Below are 17,401 nucleotides of genomic sequence, written 5' to 3' on the forward strand. Positions count from 1 at the left end.
CGGACCGGGAAAACATGCACCCAGCCTAGAGGTTTGATCGGATAGTGCAAGAAACGCGATCTCTGGCCCATTGCGAGGGCAGCCCCGGATCGGGACGATGGTGCATCACGACCAGGCGGAGCCCATGACCCAATACATCGACACCCAGGTTTGCATCATCGGCTCGGGCCCGGCGGGGCTGCTGCTTTCGCAGCTTCTGGCCAATGCCGGGATCGACACGGTCGTGCTCGACCGCAAGGACCGTGCCTATATCGAAGGGCGCATCCGCGCGGGCGTGCTGGAACACGGCACCGTCACCGCGCTGGAAGAGGCGGGCGTGGCCGACCGGCTGCACCGCGAGGGTCTGCTGCACGACGGGTTCGACCTTGCCTTCGACGGCGACAGGCACCGGATCGACCTTGCTGCGTTGACCGGCAAGACCGTCACGGTCTACGGCCAGACCGAGGTGACAAAGGACCTGTTCGACCGGCGGTTCGCTGAAGCCCAGCCGTTTTACTTCAATGTCGAGGATGTGAGGCCCACCGATCTGACCTCGGACCGCCCGGTGGTGCGGTTCCGGCAGGACGGCAAGGACGTCGCGGTGCGCTGCGATTATGTGGCGGGCTGCGACGGGTTTCACGGCGTGTCGCGGCAGGCGATCCCCGGCGACGTGCTGCGCACCTTCGAACGGGTCTATCCGTTCGGCTGGCTGGGCATCATGGTCGAACGTCCCCCCGTCAGTCACGAGCTGATCTATGCCAACCACGCACGCGGCTTTGCGCTGGCCTCCATGCGGTCGAAGACGCGCAGCCGATATTACCTGCAGTGCAGCCTGGATGACGACGTTGCGGACTGGTCCGACGACCGGTTCTGGGACGAACTGCGCCTGCGCCTCGGCCCCGACACCGCCGCCCATCTGCAGACCGGCCCGTCGTTCGAGAAAAGCATCGCGCCGCTGCGGTCCTTCGTGGCCGAGCCGATGCGCTATGGCAATTTGTTCCTTGCAGGCGACGCGGCGCATATCGTGCCGCCGACCGGAGCCAAGGGATTGAACCTTGCCGTGGCCGATGTCCGGCTGCTGTCGCGCGCGCTGATCGAGCATTACAGGGACGGCACCGACCATCACCTTGAACACTATTCCGAAACGGCCTTGCGGCGCGTCTGGAAGGTCGAGCGGTTTTCCTGGCAACTCTCGACGCTCATGCACCACTTCCCCGAGAATTCGCCCTTCGAGGCGCGGATGCAGCGGGCGGAATTCGATTACCTGTCGTCGTCCGAGGCGGCAAGCCGCGCCATTGCCGAGAATTACGTGGGCCTGCCGCTGGACTGAGGCGGCGCTTGGCAAGCCCATCCCGCTCTGGCATGGATCGGGCGACAGCGGGCGATGCAAGGGGCCGGTTCATGTCTTACACGCGCTTCGGGATCTACTATCTGCCGCCCGACGGGCCGCTGGCCGCGTTCGGCGCGGGTTGGCTGGGATGGGACGTGGTGCGTGGTGCGGCGGCAAAGCAGCCGGACCTGCCCGACATCGAAGACGTCACCGCGACACCGCGGAAATACGGCTTTCACGGGACGCTGAAGCCGCCCTTTCGCCTGGCCCCGGGTATGTCCCAGCAGGCGCTTGAAGAGGCCATCGCCGCGCTAGTCGCCGTTTGCGCGCCGGCGCATTGCGACGGGCTGACCCTCACACCCCTGGGCCGGTTCCTGGCGCTGACGGCGACGGGCGATGCCAGCGGCATCGGCCGGGTTGCCGCCGATTGCGTACGAGACCTTGACCGGTTCCGCGCCGCGCCCACCGACGCGGAACTGGCGCGCCGCCGCAAATCCGGGCTGACCGCGCGGCAAGAGGCGATGCTGACCGCCTGGGGCTATCCTTACGTGATCGAGGAATTCCGCTTTCACATGACCCTGACGGGGCGCCTGCCCCGCGACCGGATCGGACACTGGCAGGACACGCTTGCCGATCACCTGCCGCCCCTGCCCGCACCCTTTGCCCTGGACGCGGTGGCGCTGGTGGGCGAACGGGCCGACGGATGCTTTGAACTGATACGGCGCTATCCGCTGGCGGGCTGACGGGCCGGTCGAAAGGCCAGCGAAAGATCAGTGGAAATCCCGCGATTTCGGGATCACCCGCACATCGCGCGGGTGCCGGTGCGACGCGGCGGGCAAGGGCCGCGTCACCTCGTCCGCGCGGGCGAGCGGCGGTTGCATGTCTTCGTTCGACAGCCGCGACAGCGCATCGCTGCGGTCGCTCAGGTGATGGGCCACCACGTGAATGACCCCGTCGCCGCGCTGCACGATCCCCTGCACGTCGATCAGGCGCGATTGCATGATGACCTTGCGAAAGGCCGTCATCACCTTTGGCCAGACCACCAGATTGGCGACGCCCTGTTCATCTTCGAGCGTGATGAAGCACACGCCCTTGGCGCTGCCCGGGCGCTGTCGGATCAGCACGATGCCCGCAAGGCGCACCTTCTGGCCATTGCGGCTGTGGTCAAGATCGGCGGTGCTGCAAAACCCCTGCGCGATCAGGCTCTTGCGCATGAAGGCCATGGGATGCGCCTTGAGCGACAGCCGCATGGTCTGATAATCGGCCACCACATGTTCGCAGACCGGCATCGCGGGCAGATCGAACCGCGCCTCGGGCCCTTCGTCGCGGGTGTCGGCAAAGAGCGGCAGATCGGGCGCGTCGCGCAGCGCCCGGGTTTCCCACAGCGCCTGCCTGCGGTCCAGCGTCATCGACCGCATCGCATCCGCCGCCGCCAGCTTGCGCAGGCTGCCCGCATCGACACGCGCGCGCTGCTTGAGGTCGACCAGATCCGTGTAAGGCGCATCACGCGCCGCGATGATCCGGCCGACCACGGCCTGCTGCAGGCCATCCACCTGCCGCAGCCCCAGCCGCACCGCAAAGACGCCGGGACCTTCGGGTTCCAGCGTGTTGTCCCACTGGCTGTAGTTCACATCGGGTGCGCGCACGGTGATCCCGTGTTCGCGTGCATCGCGCACGATCTGCGCGGGCGCGTAGAACCCCATGGGCTGCGAATTCAGCAGCGCCGCGCAGAAGACATCCGGATAGTGGCACTTGATCCAGCTCGAGACATAGACCAGATGCGCAAAGCTGGCGGCATGGCTTTCGGGAAAACCATAGTCGCCAAAGCCCTTGATCTGGTTGAAGCAGCGGCTGGCGAATTCCGGATCATAGCCGCGCCGGATCATCCGCCCGACCATCTTGTCCTCAAGCTTGCCAATGGTGCCGCGCGACCGGAAGGTGGCCATGGCCTTGCGCAGCTGGTTGGCCTCGTCGGGCGAAAATTCGGCCGCGACCATGGCGATCTTCATCGCCTGCTCCTGAAAGATCGGCACGCCCTTGGTGCGCTTGAGAACCTTGCGCAGTTCGTCCGGGTCGTACTGCGGCCCCGGGGAGGGATATTCCTCGGGCTCCTTGCCGCTGCGACGGCGCAGGTAGGGATGCACCATGTCGCCCTGGATCGGACCGGGGCGGACGATGGCGACCTGAATGACCAGATCGTAGAATTCCCGCGGCTTGAGCCGGGGCAGCATGTTCATCTGCGCCCGGCTTTCGACCTGAAAGACCCCCAGGCTGTCGCCCTTGCAGAGCATGTCATAGGTGGCGGTGTCGCCCTCTTCGATGCTGGCCAGGGTCAGTTTCGGGCCATAATGGTTTTCGATCAGATCGAAGGCCTTGCGGATGCAAGTCAGCATCCCCAGGGCCAGCACGTCGATCTTGAGAATGCGCAATTCGTTGATGTCGTCCTTGTCCCATTCGATGAAACTGCGCTCGGGCATCGCACCATTGCCGATGGGCACGGTCTGGGTCAGGGCCTTTTCGGTCAGGATAAAGCCGCCCACATGCTGGCCCAGATGCCGGGGCATGCCGATCAGCTGATCGGCGAGCTTGATGGTGCGCGCCATCAGCGGATCGGACAGGTCGATGCCCGCCTCTGCCGCCTCGCGCGCGCCTACCTCGCGGCCCCAGGAGCCCCAGATCGTCTTGGCCAGCGCGGCGGTGATATCCTCGGACAGGCCCATGACCTTGCCGACCTCGCGCACCGCCATGCGGGGGCGGTAATGGATGACCGTGGCGCAGAGCGCCGCGCGGTCGCGGCCGTATTCGGCATAGATGTGCTGGATCACCTCCTCACGCCGTTCGTGTTCGAAATCGACGTCGATATCGGGGGGCTCTCGGCGTTCCTCGCTGATGAAACGTTCGAACAGCAGGTCGTTGCGGTCGGGGTCCACGGCGGTGATGCCCAGCACATAGCAGACCGCCGAATTGGCCGCCGATCCGCGCCCCTGACACAGGATCGGCGGCTGGCATTCGTAGCGGGCAAAGGTCACGACGCGGTAGATGGTCAGGAAATACTGCGGGATATCCAGCTTGGCGATCAGGTCCAGCTCTTTGCGGAGGGTCTCTCTCACGCGGTCGGGCACCCCGCCGGGATAGCGCCAGTCCGCGCCTTTCCAGGTCAGCTCTTCAAGATAATCCTGCGGCGTGCGCCCCTCGGGCACGGTTTCGCGCGGGTATTCGTAGGACAGTTCGCGCAGATCGAAATGGCAGGCATCGGCAACCTGCCGGGTAGCGCGGATCGCATGCGGCCATTCGGCAAAGAGCCGCTGCATCTGCGCGGGCGATTTCAGGTGCCGTTCGGCATTGGCATCCAGCAGGAACCCCGCCTTCTGGATCGTGGTCTTGTGCAGGATGCAGGTCATCACATCCTGCAGCGGGCGCTGCGCGGGGGTGTGGTAACGCACGTCGTTGGTGGCCAGGATCGACAGGCCGTGACTGCGGGCCAGCCGGTCCAGCCGGTTGATCCGCGCCCGGTCGTCGCCGCGGTACAGACAGCTGGCGGCGATGTGCTGCAGCGTCGGCAGCGCCCGGACCAGACGGCGCAGACCGGCCGCGAAGTGGCGCAGATCCTCTCCCGGCAGGGCAATGAGCTGCACCCCCTCGGCATGCTGCGCCAGATCGTCGAGCGTAATGTCGCAGGCGCCCTTGGCCTGCCAGCGCCCTTCGGTGTCGTGCATCTTGCCCTTGGACAGCAGCGTGCAGAGCCGCCCGTAGGCCGCGCGGTCGCGGGGATAGGCCAGAAACTCCTCGCCCGTGACCAGACGCAGGCGACAGCCGATCACCGGGGTGATCTGCGCCTTCAGCGCCGCGGCGTGCAGGCGCACCACCCCCGCCATGGTATTGAGGTCCGCACAGCCCAGCTTGTCATAGCCCAGCGCATTGGCGGTCGTGGCAAGGTCCACCGCATCCGACGCCCCGCGCAGGAAGGAAAAGCAGGTGGCCAGCCCAAGCTCGACATAATCGGCGGGCGGATTGGGGCGCAGATCGTCCTCTTCGATGGTGCGCCGGGGGGGCTGATGGCTGGGTTCAGGCATGCGGCACACCCGTCATCCGAAACAGCCATGCACGAACCAGCGCGGGTCGCCGCCGCGCCCGTCGCCGTGCAGGCCCTCGCGATAAATCCAGATGCGCCGCCCGGTCTGATCCTCGACCTTGAAATAGTCCCGCAGCCGGGTGCCGGGGCGGTCGGTCCACCATTCCGGCGCGATGCGTTCCGGCCCGGCATAGCGCGCCACCCGGTGCGTCTGCCTGCGCCAGACGAACTGCGCGGGCGGGCCTTCGGGCACGGCGTAAAGCACGCGGATCTCCTCGGGATGATCGAAAAGCCGCAGCGGGCGTTCGCGGGCCACCGCCACCCCGGCATCCGGGACGGCGGCCAGCGCCGCGACCTGCCGTTCGGCCCGTTCCGGCACATGGCTTTCGTGCAGCACCGGGCGGGTCACCGCGCGGGGCCCGAATTTCGCGCTCAGCCGGTCCACCAGCCGGATCAGTTGCAGATCCTCGTCCGCGCCCCCTTCCAGCCGGTTCTGCACCGCCTGCATTTCCTCGACCCCGGCGGCATCGAGGGTGATGAGGTCAAAGCCGAACCCGGGATTGAGGCGGTCGAGCTTGTCGCGAAACAGGCTGTGCAGATGCGCCGGATCGCGGGTCGTGGCCGAGGTCGCAACCGTGATATGGCTGACATCGCCGTCGGTGCGGTAGACCGTCAGGTGCAGGCGGCGGCACCCCTGCCCCGCCTGCGCAAGTGCCGCGCACAGATCCTCGCACAGCGCGGGCAGATAGGGGGCGGGGTCGAAGATCGGTTCGGCCAGACGGCTTTGCACCCGAAAGCGCGGCGGCGCCTCGACGCTCGAGACAGGTTCGGCCAGCTTGCCCAGCGCCTGGTCCAGCCGCAGCAGCGGGTTCGCGGCCAGCCCGGCCTTCACGAAGCGGCGGGTCAGCGCCAGTCGCGGCACCTGCAAAAGCGCGCCGATGGTCCTGAGCCCCAGGCGGCGCAGCAAAAGCAGCGTTTCGGCATCAAGCCGCAGGCCCGCGACCGGCAGCGGCCCCAGCCGGATGTCGATCTGGTCCGCGTCGCAGACCGACCGCACCGGCCCGAACCGCGCCAGTGCCCAGGCCGCCCCCCAGGTGGGGGCCACCGCCAGCTGCGCGCTCAGCCCCAGCATCGCCAGCTGGGTCTCCATCTCGACCAGCATCGCGGATTCGCCCCCCATCAGGTGATCCGACCCCGTGGTGTCGAGGATCAGACCGTCATCGCAGTCGCGTACCGTCCAGGGGCACCAGCGCCGCGCCCACAGCACCAGCCGGTCCAGCGCCGCGCGGTCGCCCGCCGGATCGGCGTAATGCACCTGCAGTTCGGGGCAGATCGCGCGCATGTCGACGATGCGCGCGCCCATGTGGATGCCGTTCAGGCGCGCGGTGCGGTTGGCGGCATGCACGACCGGGCCGTGCTGCCCTTCGCGCGCCAGCACCAGCGGAATGTCATCCGACGGCGCGTCGCCCTGCCGTTCCATCACCTGCTGCCAGCGTTCCATCGCGAACTGCGGCAACGAGATCGAGACGATCCGCCGCCCGGTCATAGGTCGCCACCCACTGACCCGGTTTCGTGCGGCGCGACCGGAACAGGTCGAGCGACCAGCGCGGCAGGCCCGGCGCCTGCGCATCGTCGGGATGCGGGGCTGACGGCAGGGACGCGATGCGAAACCGTTCGCGCGCCGCGCTCAGATCGGCCGAGGCAGCGCGGCGGATCAGCCAGCACGGCACCTCTGCCGCCTCGGAACGCAGGGCCAGCCGCTTGGTCGCGGTGAAGTCCAGCGCTGGCGGATCGCCCCACACCTCGCCGATCACGGCCGCCAAAGCCTTGCATCTCAGACCATCCTCCATCGCCCAAAGCACATCGACCGCGCGCGACAGATCGACCATGATGACGGGACGCGCGGTGCCGATTCCGGCCAGACAGGGACGCCCGGCCTCCTTGCGGGACAGCCGGTCCTGCACCCACAGGATCGGCCCCGCGCGACGCGGCAGCCGCGACAGCACAAAGCCCACCGCCGCTGCGTCGCAGGCCGTGGCGGGAAACACCTCGGACAAGGTATGTTTGCGCTGCGCGGGCTGATGCATCTGCCGCAGCAGCCGTTTGTGCCCTTGCAACACCCCCATATCCATGTCGCGAATCCCCCATTTGTTCACTTTTTGTTCTATCGCGTGTTCCGGTTTTCGTCAAACCCGTCCGCCGCCGCGATCACACCTTACAAATCGTCCCGAACCATGGTTTTCTGCGCCCGCGCGGAAACCGGATTGGACAAAGCCGCCGCTTTCCAACAGGGTCGGATTTCAAGACCAGCACGACAGGGAGACCACAGATGAAACGACTTCTTTCGGCCGCAGCGCTCTGCTCGCTCATGGCCGCACCGGCGTTTGCCGACACCAAGGTGGGCATGATCACCACGCTTTCGGGCGGTGGCGCGGGCCTTGGCATTGACGTGCGCGACGGCTTCATGCTGGCCATCGAACAATCGGGCCGCGACGACATCGAGGTGGTGATCGAGGATGATCAGCGCAAACCCGATATCGCAGTGCAGCTGGCCGACCGGATGATCCAGTCGGACCGGGTGGACGTGCTGACCGGGATCATCTGGTCGAACCTCGCCATGGCGGTGGTGCCATCGGCGGTGAACCAGGGGGTGTTCTACCTTTCGCCCAACGCCGGCCCGTCGCAACTGGCCGGACAGGGCTGTCACGAGAATTACTTCAACGTCGCCTGGCAGAACGACAACCTGCACGAAGCCGCCGGTTCCTACGCCAACAGCGTCGGCTATCAGAACAGCTTTATCCTCGCGCCCAACTATCCGGCGGGCCAGGACGCGCTGACCGGCTACAAGCGGTTCTACGAAGGCGAGATCGCGGACGAGCTTTATACCCAGCTGGGTCAGACCGACTATGCTGCCGAGATCGCGCAGATCCGCGCCTCGGGCGCCGACAGCGTGTTCTTCTTCCTGCCCGGCGGCATGGGGATTTCCTTTCTCAAGCAATATGCCGACAGCGGCGTCGACATCCCGGTGATCGGTCCGGCGTTCAGCTTTGACCAGGGCATCCTGGGCGCCGTGGGCGAGGCCGCGCTTGGCGTGGTCAATACCAGCCAGTGGTCGCCCGATCTGGACAACGCCACCAACACCGCCTTTGTCGAAAGCTTTGCCGCCAAGTACGACCGCCTGCCATCGCTTTACGCCAGCCAGGGCTTCGACACGGCAAACCTGCTGCTGTCGGCGCTGGACAAGGCCGAGGTGTCGGATGCCGATGCCTTCCGCGCGGCACTCGAGGCCGCGGATTTCGACAGCACCCGAGGCGATTTCGCCTTCGGATCGAACCACCATCCGGTGCAGGACATCTATGCCCGCGAGGTCGTGATGGCCGACGGCGTTTTGACCAACCGCGTGATCGGGGTGGCGCTTGAAGACCACGCCGACGCCTATGCGTCGGACTGCGCGCTCAAGTGAACCGTCTGGCCCCGTCCCTGACCGGGCGGGGCCGCGACCAACGGGGCGCGGTGCATGTCGTTCATTCTTCTGGCCGAACAGGTGCTCAACGGGCTTCAGTTCGGGGTGATGCTGTTTTTGATGGCGGCGGGCCTGACCCTGATCTTCGGGGTCATGGGCCTGATCAACCTCGCGCATGGATCGCTGTACATGATCGGCGCCTTTGCCGCCGCCGCCGTCGCCGGGGCGACTGGATCGTTCTTGCTGGCGCTTGTGGGCGCCTTGACCGCAGCGGGCATCGCGGGCGTGTTGATCGAGGTGGCCGTCATCCGCAGGCTCTACGCCGCGCCGCATCTGGACCAGGTGCTGGCCACTTTCGCGCTGATCCTGATCTTTTCCGAAGGCACGCGCTGGGTCTTCGGCTCTTTCCCGCTGTACCTCGATGTGCCCGACGCGCTGTCGGGACCGGTCAGCCTGCCCGGCGGCATCGAATATTCGCGCTACCGGCTGGCGTTGATCGGCATCGGCATCGCCGTGGCGCTGGGGCTGTGGTGGCTGACCGCGCGCACGCGGATCGGCATGCAGATCCGCGCAGGCGAAAATGACCGCGAAATGATCGCCGCCCTGGGCGTTGACATCTCAAGGCTCTACACGCTGGTCTTCGCCATGGGCGCGGCGCTGGCGGGGCTTGCCGGCGCGCTGGTCGGCGCGATCCAGTCGGTGCAGGTCGGCATGGGCGAACCTGTGCTGATCCTCGCCTTCGTGGTGATCGTGATCGGCGGCATCGGGTCGATCAAGGGCGCGTTTATCGGGGCGCTGCTGGTCGGGTTGACCGACACGCTGGGCGGCATCTTTCTGCCCGAGCTTTTCAAGCTTTTCATGGAGGCGGGCGCCGCCACGCAAACCGGATCGGCGCTGGCGTCGATGGCGGTCTACATCCTGATGAGCGGTGTGCTGATCTGGCGGCCCGCGGGCCTGTTCGGGGCGCGGGCATGATCGCGGAACGCTATGTGAACCTGATGGTCCTGGCCGGGCTGCTGGCGCTGCCGGTCTGGGCGCTGATCGCCGATCAGCCGTTCACCATCACGCTGGCCACCCGCGCGGTGATCCTGGCGCTGGCGGCAGTAGGCTTGAACATCGCTCTGGGGATCGGCGGTCTGGTGAGCCTGGGCCACGCGGCGTTCTTCGGCCTGGGGGGCTATGCCATGGGCATCCTCGCCTCTCACGCGCAGAGCTATGCGCCGCTGGACCTTGGATTTTTGACCGTGCCGGGCAGCAAATCCATGCCGGTGATCTGGCTGACGGCAGTGGTGGCCTCGGCGCTGGGGGCGCTGGTAATCGGGCTTTTGTCGGTGCGCAGCGCGGGCGTCTATTTCATCATGCTAACCCTCGCCTTCGGACAGATGTTCTATTACTTCGCCATCTCCTGGAGCGCCTATGGCGGCGAAGACGGGCTGTCGATCTATGTGCGCAACGGCTTTCCCGGCCTCAACACGCTGGTGCCCATCCAGTTCTACGGCCTCTGCCTGGCCCTGCTTTGCGCGGCGCTGGTGCTGAACTGGCGGCTTAGGGCGTCGCCCTTCGGCCTTGCACTCAACGCCGCGCGGCAGGTGCCGCAAAGGGTCGAAACCGTGGGTCTGAGCCCGTTCCGCCTGCGGCTTTGGGCTTTCGTGATCTCGGGCGCGGTGACGGGGCTGGCGGGGGCGCTTTTTGCCGATCTCAACCGCTTTGTAAGCCCGTCGATGTTCAGCTGGCAGATGTCGGGCGAACTCATCGTGCTGATCGTGATCGGGGGTGTGGGGCGGCTTTTCGGGCCGGTCATCGGTGCTGCGCTCTTCGTGGCGCTGGAACATTGGCTGGGCGGGCTGACGGCGTTCTGGCACGTCTGGCTGGGGGCGGTGCTGCTGGGCATCGTGCTCTTCGCCCGTGGCGGCGTGGTCGGCCTTTTGACCGGCAAGGACGGGCCGCATGTCTGACGCCGTGCTCGCCACCCGCAATCTGAGCAAGCGGTTCGGGGCGCTTACCGCCACGGACGACGTGTCGATCGACCTGCGCCGGGGCGAAATCCATGCGGTGATCGGCCCCAATGGGGCGGGCAAATCGACGCTGATCGCGCAGATCTCGGGCGCGCTGCGGCCCGACAGCGGCCGGGTCGAACTGCGGGGCCGCGATGTCACCGGCGACAGCACCCAGGCCCGCGCCCGCGGCGGGCTGGGGCGGACCTTTCAAATCTCTGCCCTGGCGATGGAGGATACGGTACTGGAAAACGCCCTCTTGGGCGCGCTTGGCCGCTCGGGCAGGCCCTGGCGGTTCTGGCGCGCGGTGACGGCGGACCGAGAGCTGCGCGACCGGGCCATGGCGGCGCTGGAACGGGTCGGGCTGGCAGATCATGCGGGCACGCGCACCGCAATCCTCAGCCACGGACAGCGGCGCCAGCTCGAGGTTGCGGTGGCGCTGACGCTGGCGCCGCGCGCCTTCCTGATGGACGAACCGATGGCGGGGCTGGGGGCGGAAGGATCGAAAACCCTGACCACGTTCCTGGACGGACTGCGGACCGAGGCGCCGATCCTGCTGGTCGAGCATGACATGGACGCGGTCTTTGCTCTGGCCGACCGGATCAGCGTGCTGGTCTATGGCCGCGTGATCGCCACCGGCACGGTGGATGAGATACGGCGGTCCCAGGCCGTGCGCGATGCCTACCTAGGGGACGGCGCATGACCCTGCTCGAGGTGGGCAACCTGACCGCAAGCTACGGGCCGGTGCCGGCGCTTTTCGGTGTCGATCTGACGCTGGACGAAGGCCAGGTGATGGCGCTGATGGGGCGCAACGGCATGGGCAAATCCACCACCGTCAAGGCGATCTGCCGGATGATCACATCGTCGGGCAGGCTGCGGCTGGATGGCCATGACCTGCACGCCCTGCCCAGCCACCGCGCCGCGCGGCTGGGCATCGGGCTGGTGCCAGAAGGCCGCCGCTGTTTTCGCGACCTCACGGTGTCCGAAAACCTGTTGGCCGCCGCCCGCCCGGGGCAATGGACAGAGGCGCGGGTGGCCACCCTCTTTCCCCGGCTGGGCGAACGCCGCGGGCAGCGCGCCGCGTCGTTGTCGGGGGGCGAACAGCAGATGCTGGCCATCGGGCGGGCGCTGATGACCAACCCGCGCCTGCTGATCCTCGACGAGGCGACCGAGGGGCTGGCCCCGCTGGTGAGGCAGGAAATCTGGACCGCCATCGCGCGGCTCAGACGCGACACCGGCATGGCGATCCTGCTCATCGACAAATCGGTGCGCGAACTGGCGCAGGTGGCCGACACCGCCGTGGTGCTGGCGCGCGGCAAGACCGTCTGGTCCGGGCCCATGGCCGACCTCACGCCCGACATCACCGCGCGCTACGTCGGTGTCTGAGGGCGGCGCCTAGCCGTCGAAACTGCGCGTGGCGGCGGCGCGCAGGGCGGCGGGCCGGGTGGCGTCGATCCAGGCGCGGGTCGGCACCGCGCCACCGCGGGCGGCGTGCCAGTCCTCGGTCTGCGACGGGTCCATGCGCAGAGGCCGCAGCCCGTCGATAGCATGGGTGTCCTGCGCGAGGTTGCAGCGGGTCGTCATCGCCCAAAGCACATCCTCGTCGCAGGCAAGATTGACATCGTCGTCGGTAAAGACGATCGTCTTGGTAAACGGCATCACCTCGATCAGCCGTCGGGCCAGCCGCGCCAGATCCAGCTGTCGCGCCGCGTCGGGGCGTAGCGCCACGTAAAGCATCAGCATGCCGCCTCCGGCCATGGCGTAGCGCAGATCCGCGATCTGCGACAGCCCGCCCCGCGCGGCCAGCGCCAGCGATTGCGCCAATGCGCCGCCCAGGCCGAGGATCGCGCATTGCTCGCGCCCCGGCCCCAGCGTCGCCTGCAGAATCGCGCCGGGGCGCTGGGTGATGGCGGTGACCTCGATCACCTGCAAGGGCGGCCCGGCATGGCCGTCGTAGCCAAGGAATTCCGGCATGGTCACGCCCGCCGGGCGGTCGCCCAGGGTTTCGGCGCAGGTCTGCGGCGTCAGCCGCCCGTGCAGCACGAATTCCGACTGCGCAAGGCAGGGCGCGTCGCCCCCCGACAGCGCGACGGGTGCCCCTCCCAGCGCACCCGCCAGCGACAGCTTGTCCATGCCCGGCGGCAGGTGCGCCGTGGCGGTGGCCGAGGCGACGGCGACGGCGGGCGGTACGCCGATGTTGATCGTGACGGGCAAATCCTCGCCCCGGCTCCAGGCCGCTTGCGCACGGTGGCGCAGATGGCGGCTGGTCAGCATGAAGATGGCAAGCCGCCGGTCGTCCAAAACCAGCATCCGGTGCGCCGACAGCGCCAGGCCGGGACCCTGCTGGCCGGTCATGACAAAGCCCATGGTGATATAGGGCCCGGCATCGCGGGCGGTGGCGCGGGGGAACGGCAGGCGCGCCAGGTCCACACCTTCCCAGCTGTCGTGCTGCACCGGCGCGACCACCGGGGGAATCGGTGCCAGAGTGGCGCAGGCTTCGGGCAAGGGGCGGCCCCGCAGGCCCGGCATCCAATGCTTGAGCCGGTGTTCACAGCCGTAAAGACCCAGCAGCAGGTCGGGGCCATGTGGCTGGCGATAAATCACCGCAGGTTCCGACCCGGACCGGGGGCGCGCGGGCACACCGGCATGGGCATAGGCGAAATCGGTACAGGCGGCATCGGGGGAAAAGCCGTCCTTCAGCAAGAATTGCCCGGCGTCAGCCGGGCAATCCCTGAGGGTGGCGAGGGCCGCGCGCAAATCCAGCGCGGCCCCCTCCTCTGCTCGAACCTTATGCCGGAGCATCGGCCAGACCCCGTGCCGGGGCGGCGGTGGGCTGACGGTTGGTCAGGCGATCGTAGATCATCAGGACCGCCGGTCCGATAAAGACCTCGGACAGCAGCGCCAGCAGCGCGCCCGATGCCATCAGCAGGCCGAAGCTCTGGATGTTGGACATGGACGACATGGTGAAGACCGCAAAGCCAGCCATCACGACGATCGTGGTTGTGAAGATCGCCCGGCCGATCTCGGCCATGGCGCCGCCGATGGCGTTCTCCATGATCTCGCCCGCCGACAAACGCTCACGCACGTTGTGGAAGAAGTGCAGCGTATCGTCCACGATGAGGCCGGTGATGATGCCGCCGATGAGCACGGTGAAGGTATCGAGCGGAATGCCCAGGTAACCCATCACCCCCAGCAGCACCGCGAAGGGGGCGACGTTGGGGATCATGCTCACGAGGCCCAGCCCGACCGACCGCAGCGCGACCGCCATCATCGCGGTGACCAGCGCCAGAGCCAGCGCGTAGGACACCGTCATGCTGTCCAGCACCTTCTTGGAGGTTTTGGCAAGCAGCGCGATGAGGCCGGTGCTTTCGACCGTGGCGGTGTCGCCGAGGGCCGCTTCGAACCGTGTCTCGATGGTCTGGATCACGTCCGAATAAAGCTTCGCCTCGAGCCAGGGGGTCTGGAAGGACACGCGGCCCGACGAATAGTCCATCGACACGTAACGCTTCATGTCGTCGATCCCCTGCCCTTCGAGCAGCAGAATCTGGTCCCAGATCTCCTCCTGACCGGGGATGGTCAGCGCCGCCGGATCGCCATCGTTGATCGCCTGGTTGGTTTCCTCGACGAAAGAGATGATCGAGGTGTGGCGCCCGATCGGGATATCGACGGCGGCATAGGATCCGCGTGCCGTTTCCTCGACCGCCTTGAGCAGCGTCTCGTCCCGGAAATCCAGACCTTCGGTGGGCGTGATCACCATCTCGAGGTTCACGGTGCCCTGAAACGTGCCGTCGATATATTCGGTCGACAGGCGCGCATCGTTATCGCCGGGCAGCCACAGCAGCGAGTTGTGCGAATAGCTCAGCTGGAAGATGCCAAGACCGGCGGCCAGAACGAAAGCCCCGCAAACCGCCAGCGTCTGACGCGGGGAACGCGCCGACATCATGGCACCGGCGTGCAGCACCGACGCGATGACGCCCGGCTTGTCGCTTTGACGGTTGAGGTAACGCTCCGGCAGGGTGCGGAAGACCAGCGTCGCCCAGATCATCGCCAGCACATAGGACAGGCCCACCGACACGGTGCCAAAGATGCCCAGTGCCGTGATCGGAGCCAGCGGTGCGGCCGCCAGACCCAGCAGGCCCCCGGCGGTGGTCAGCGCGGTGAACAGGATCGGCGTATTGGCCTTTTTCACCGCATTGGCCAGCGCCTTGCGGCCATCCGGTTCGGTGCTGCGCGTTTTGAGCACGGTTGCGATGAAGTGGATGTAGGTACACAGCCCCACCACCAACGTCATCGGGATCAGCAACTGCGTCGGCGGGGTCATCGCGGTGCCGGTCAGCGAAATGGTAGCCAAGGTCGAGAAGATCGCCGTGGCGAAGGACAGGAACGCCCCGATCGCGATAAGGAAACTGCGGTGCAGCGCCAGCATCGCCAGAACCGTGATGATCACGCAAGCCAGCGTAAAGCGCGGCATGTCGCCTTCCATCATCCGCACGATTTCCGTCGACAGGACGGGCGCCCCGGCGATGTGCACGTCAAAGCCTTCGCCCTCGTAGCGGGCCACGATCTGGCGCGCGGCGGCGGTCATTTCGGCGTATTGCGGCGCACCCAGAAGCGCACGTTCCGACAGCGGCGTGAAGACCGCCGGGCAGATCAGGCCCTGCGACGGATCGGGCACACAGTCGTTGGCGGCGGGGGCATAGCGGTAGGGTTCGATGACCACCGCCGCGGTGCTGCCGTCCTTGGAGACGATGAAGTTCTGGTACAGCGGCGTCGACAGGATACGCTCGCGCAGCTCCTGCGGATCGCGGCCGCGCTGCAGCATGTTGCGCACCAGCTCTTCCAGGTAAACGCCGCCGTCTTCATGCTCGATGAACGGAATGTTGTAGGGCGAAAAGATCTCGGACACGTAAGGCACGTTGTCCGCCAGTTCGCGGTGCATTCTCGAGAATTTCGTCAGAAACTCGGTCGAGAAGACGTTGTCCGAGGCGACGGCCACGACGAGGCGGTTGTCCTGGCCGAATTCGCGGCGCATCGCATAATAAGTGTCCAGGGCCGGATCGCTTTCATGCATGAACGCTTCGACGCGTCCGTCTTTCTGAAGGTTGGGAAGGTTAGTCGCGACATAGCCGAAAACCGCGGCGAGAAGGATGACCAGCGCCTTGATCCGGTGGGTGTACACCGTCTGAAGAAAGCGGGTCATCAGGCTTTCGAGAAAGGAAAGCGGATGCATTTGTCAGGCTCCTGCTGAAATTGGGATCGGTTGGGATGCGGCGCAGGGCGCGCCGCATCCCGTCCGGATCAGTTGTTGACGAAGGATTCGCTGCGGAAATCCTTGAAGGTGCTGGCGGAGTTCGACAGGTCATCAAGGTCGAACCACTCGTCCGGCAGGCCGATGTTGAACGCCTCGCCCTGCGTTTCGAAATCCGAGAAGGACACGACGCGGCCTTCCTTGATGGTCGACACGCGGTAGCGGGCCGGCGCGAAGACGCCGTTCACCCAGCGCAGGTCCAGCGTTTCCAGCACGCGCTGTTCGTTGGGCGCGTCAGCGTTGAAGCTGGAGTAGATCGGCATGAAGGTTTCGGTGTCGGCCCAAAGCTCGCCGTCGCGCAGGCCCAGGCGGATGACCTCGTCCTCGGTGCGCGGGTTCACGTAGATCTTGTAGACCGGATAGCCGCGGAATTCGCCGGTGCCCAGCATTTCGCAGTCGTAATCATCGGCCTGACGGATCAGCATTTCGCCAACCGCGAGGTCGGATCCGTAAAGACGCTGGCTCAGGTCCTCGGATTTCACGTCGATGATCTTGTCGGCGGAGGGCAGGTAGACCCAGACCTTGTCGGGCAGTTCTTTTACAAAGCTGTCGCGCACCGACGATTCGACACCTGCGAGTTCCGCCGGGTCGAAAACGTACGACCTCAGCTGGCGGTTGATGCCGTAGTTCTTGTGCGCGGCTGCGATCCGGCGGGTTTTCACGGCACCGGTCTCGTCGGTGATCTTCATGTGCACGATGCGCCAGCTGTCATAGCCGTTGTAGCGATTCTGCACCGCTTCCATGACTTCGCGGCAGTCGTTCATCAGCGGCGAGGTAGGGGTGGCCTTGTCCAGCAGCGGTTCGGCCTGGGCGATACCGGCCAGCGACGCGACGGCCGCCGTGGCGAGGGCAAAAAGGGAAGTCCGGGTCTTGGAGAGCATGAGAGATGTCCTTCGTTCAGATTGATAATGGAACAGTGTTTTTTCATTCCATCGCCAACTTGACGGGACTCCCGGTGAAAACAAAAAAGCGTTTCGTCGCTTTGTCTGAACAATTCACGCGCAATATTTCCGATTATGATCTTAGGTGACTGAATAATTCGCCTTATGCGTGTGCGACGCACCTGTCACGTCAGATTGACAGGTAAAAGTCACTTATCTTCATAGACTTGCTTTCGAACAACACACTTAAATCACGAAACGCACCGGTTCATGATGCTCTGTGAACGGGGCAAATATCTCAGTGAATTATTGAACACTACGTGACGAGGAACGTCGCTAGCGTCGGATCAGTGGCATTCAAGCCGAATTCAAGA

13 protein-coding genes are annotated in these 17,401 nt (G+C 66.0%); 7 read left to right on the forward strand and 6 right to left on the reverse strand.

From position 1 onward, the window contains the following. Positions 1-124: 124 nt before the first annotated feature. Together pobA and ACOXXX_RS05485 are read left to right on the forward strand one after the other, a co-directional pair. Positions 125-1,309 carry a 4-hydroxybenzoate 3-monooxygenase gene (gene pobA, locus ACOXXX_RS05480; protein WP_422825548.1) on the forward strand — a complete coding sequence of 395 codons (1,185 nt, stop codon included), beginning with the start codon at positions 125-127 and terminating at the stop codon, positions 1,307-1,309. Between the two features lie 71 nt (positions 1,310-1,380). Then, positions 1,381-2,052 carry a DUF1045 domain-containing protein gene (locus ACOXXX_RS05485; protein ID WP_422825549.1) on the forward strand — a complete coding sequence of 224 codons (672 nt, stop codon included), beginning with the start codon at positions 1,381-1,383 and terminating at the stop codon, positions 2,050-2,052. Between the two features lie 27 nt (positions 2,053-2,079). Here the strand turns inward: ACOXXX_RS05485 and ACOXXX_RS05490 are convergent, their stop codons facing one another. Genes ACOXXX_RS05490 through ACOXXX_RS05500 form a run of 3 tightly spaced genes read right to left on the reverse strand, consistent with a single transcriptional unit; the run spans position 2,080 to position 7,507 of the window. After that, the gene (locus ACOXXX_RS05490) at positions 2,080-5,382 is read right to left on the reverse strand and encodes an error-prone DNA polymerase (RefSeq protein ID WP_422825550.1); all 3,303 of its coding nucleotides are present in this window, start codon (positions 5,380-5,382) and stop codon (positions 2,080-2,082) included. A gap of 12 nt (positions 5,383-5,394) precedes the next feature. Beyond that, positions 5,395-6,861 carry a Y-family DNA polymerase gene (locus ACOXXX_RS05495; RefSeq protein ID WP_422825823.1) on the reverse strand — a complete coding sequence of 489 codons (1,467 nt, stop codon included), beginning with the start codon at positions 6,859-6,861 and terminating at the stop codon, positions 5,395-5,397. After that, positions 6,830-7,507: an ImuA family protein gene (locus ACOXXX_RS05500; protein ID WP_422825824.1), complete on the reverse strand. Its 678-nt coding sequence runs from the start codon at positions 7,505-7,507 to the stop codon at positions 6,830-6,832. Before ACOXXX_RS05500 ends, ACOXXX_RS05495 begins: the two co-directional genes overlap by 32 nt. A gap of 203 nt (positions 7,508-7,710) precedes the next feature. Here ACOXXX_RS05500 and ACOXXX_RS05505 point away from each other — a divergent pair, with 203 nt between their 5' ends. From ACOXXX_RS05505 to ACOXXX_RS05525, 5 genes are read left to right on the forward strand one after another with little or no spacing between them, the layout of a single operon-like run. Next, on the forward strand, positions 7,711-8,844 hold the full coding sequence (locus ACOXXX_RS05505; protein WP_422825551.1) for an ABC transporter substrate-binding protein: 1,134 nt from the start codon (positions 7,711-7,713) through the stop codon (positions 8,842-8,844). A 54-nt stretch (positions 8,845-8,898) separates the two neighbouring features. Continuing rightward, positions 8,899-9,819, forward strand: a complete 921-nt coding sequence (locus ACOXXX_RS05510; protein ID WP_422825552.1) for a branched-chain amino acid ABC transporter permease — start codon at positions 8,899-8,901, stop codon at positions 9,817-9,819. After that, positions 9,816-10,799: a branched-chain amino acid ABC transporter permease gene (locus ACOXXX_RS05515; RefSeq protein ID WP_422825553.1), complete on the forward strand. Its 984-nt coding sequence runs from the start codon at positions 9,816-9,818 to the stop codon at positions 10,797-10,799. Before ACOXXX_RS05510 ends, ACOXXX_RS05515 begins: the two co-directional genes overlap by 4 nt. Continuing rightward, positions 10,792-11,541, forward strand: coding sequence for an ABC transporter ATP-binding protein (locus ACOXXX_RS05520; RefSeq protein WP_422825554.1), 750 nt, complete (start codon positions 10,792-10,794; stop codon positions 11,539-11,541). Before ACOXXX_RS05515 ends, ACOXXX_RS05520 begins: the two co-directional genes overlap by 8 nt. After that, positions 11,538-12,224 (forward strand): ABC transporter ATP-binding protein, encoded by a 687-nt coding sequence (locus ACOXXX_RS05525; protein ID WP_422825555.1) that lies wholly within the window; start codon positions 11,538-11,540, stop codon positions 12,222-12,224. Before ACOXXX_RS05520 ends, ACOXXX_RS05525 begins: the two co-directional genes overlap by 4 nt. Positions 12,225-12,233: 9 nt before the next feature. Here the strand turns inward: ACOXXX_RS05525 and ACOXXX_RS05530 are convergent, their stop codons facing one another. From ACOXXX_RS05530 to ACOXXX_RS05540, 3 genes are all read right to left on the reverse strand, one after another. After that, positions 12,234-13,640 carry a UbiD family decarboxylase domain-containing protein gene (locus tag ACOXXX_RS05530; RefSeq protein WP_422825556.1) on the reverse strand — a complete coding sequence of 469 codons (1,407 nt, stop codon included), beginning with the start codon at positions 13,638-13,640 and terminating at the stop codon, positions 12,234-12,236. Continuing rightward, positions 13,627-16,038: an efflux RND transporter permease subunit gene (locus tag ACOXXX_RS05535; RefSeq protein ID WP_422825557.1), complete on the reverse strand. Its 2,412-nt coding sequence runs from the start codon at positions 16,036-16,038 to the stop codon at positions 13,627-13,629. Before ACOXXX_RS05535 ends, ACOXXX_RS05530 begins: the two co-directional genes overlap by 14 nt. Positions 16,039-16,136: 98 nt before the next feature. After that, entirely contained in the window at positions 16,137-17,027 is an 891-nt protein-coding gene (locus ACOXXX_RS05540) for an outer membrane lipoprotein-sorting protein (protein ID WP_422825558.1), read from the reverse strand. Positions 17,028-17,401 lie beyond the last annotated feature (374 nt).

Source organism: Thalassococcus sp. BH17M4-6 (assembly GCF_049323015.1).
Taxonomy (GTDB): Bacteria; Pseudomonadota; Alphaproteobacteria; order Rhodobacterales; family Rhodobacteraceae; genus Puniceibacterium.

What these genes read in the sequence shown, in the direction of transcription:
- pobA (WP_422825548.1), top strand. Translation starts at nt 125, where the DNA reads ATGACCCAATACATCGACACCCAGGTTTGCATCATCGGCTCGGGCCCG.
- ACOXXX_RS05485 (WP_422825549.1), top strand. Translation starts at nt 1,381, where the DNA reads ATGTCTTACACGCGCTTCGGGATCTACTATCTGCCGCCCGACGGGCCG.
- ACOXXX_RS05490 (WP_422825550.1), bottom strand. Translation starts at nt 5,382, where the DNA reads ATGCCTGAACCCAGCCATCAGCCCCCCCGGCGCACCATCGAAGAGGAC.
- ACOXXX_RS05495 (WP_422825823.1), bottom strand. Translation starts at nt 6,861, where the DNA reads ATGGAACGGCAGGGCGACGCGCCGTCGGATGACATTCCGCTGGTGCTG.
- ACOXXX_RS05500 (WP_422825824.1), bottom strand. Translation starts at nt 7,507, where the DNA reads ATGGGGGTGTTGCAAGGGCACAAACGGCTGCTGCGGCAGATGCATCAG.
- ACOXXX_RS05505 (WP_422825551.1), top strand. Translation starts at nt 7,711, where the DNA reads ATGAAACGACTTCTTTCGGCCGCAGCGCTCTGCTCGCTCATGGCCGCA.
- ACOXXX_RS05510 (WP_422825552.1), top strand. Translation starts at nt 8,899, where the DNA reads ATGTCGTTCATTCTTCTGGCCGAACAGGTGCTCAACGGGCTTCAGTTC.
- ACOXXX_RS05515 (WP_422825553.1), top strand. Translation starts at nt 9,816, where the DNA reads ATGATCGCGGAACGCTATGTGAACCTGATGGTCCTGGCCGGGCTGCTG.
- ACOXXX_RS05520 (WP_422825554.1), top strand. Translation starts at nt 10,792, where the DNA reads ATGTCTGACGCCGTGCTCGCCACCCGCAATCTGAGCAAGCGGTTCGGG.
- ACOXXX_RS05525 (WP_422825555.1), top strand. Translation starts at nt 11,538, where the DNA reads ATGACCCTGCTCGAGGTGGGCAACCTGACCGCAAGCTACGGGCCGGTG.
- ACOXXX_RS05530 (WP_422825556.1), bottom strand. Translation starts at nt 13,640, where the DNA reads ATGCTCCGGCATAAGGTTCGAGCAGAGGAGGGGGCCGCGCTGGATTTG.
- ACOXXX_RS05535 (WP_422825557.1), bottom strand. Translation starts at nt 16,038, where the DNA reads ATGACCCGCTTTCTTCAGACGGTGTACACCCACCGGATCAAGGCGCTG.
- ACOXXX_RS05540 (WP_422825558.1), bottom strand. Translation starts at nt 17,027, where the DNA reads ATGCTCTCCAAGACCCGGACTTCCCTTTTTGCCCTCGCCACGGCGGCC.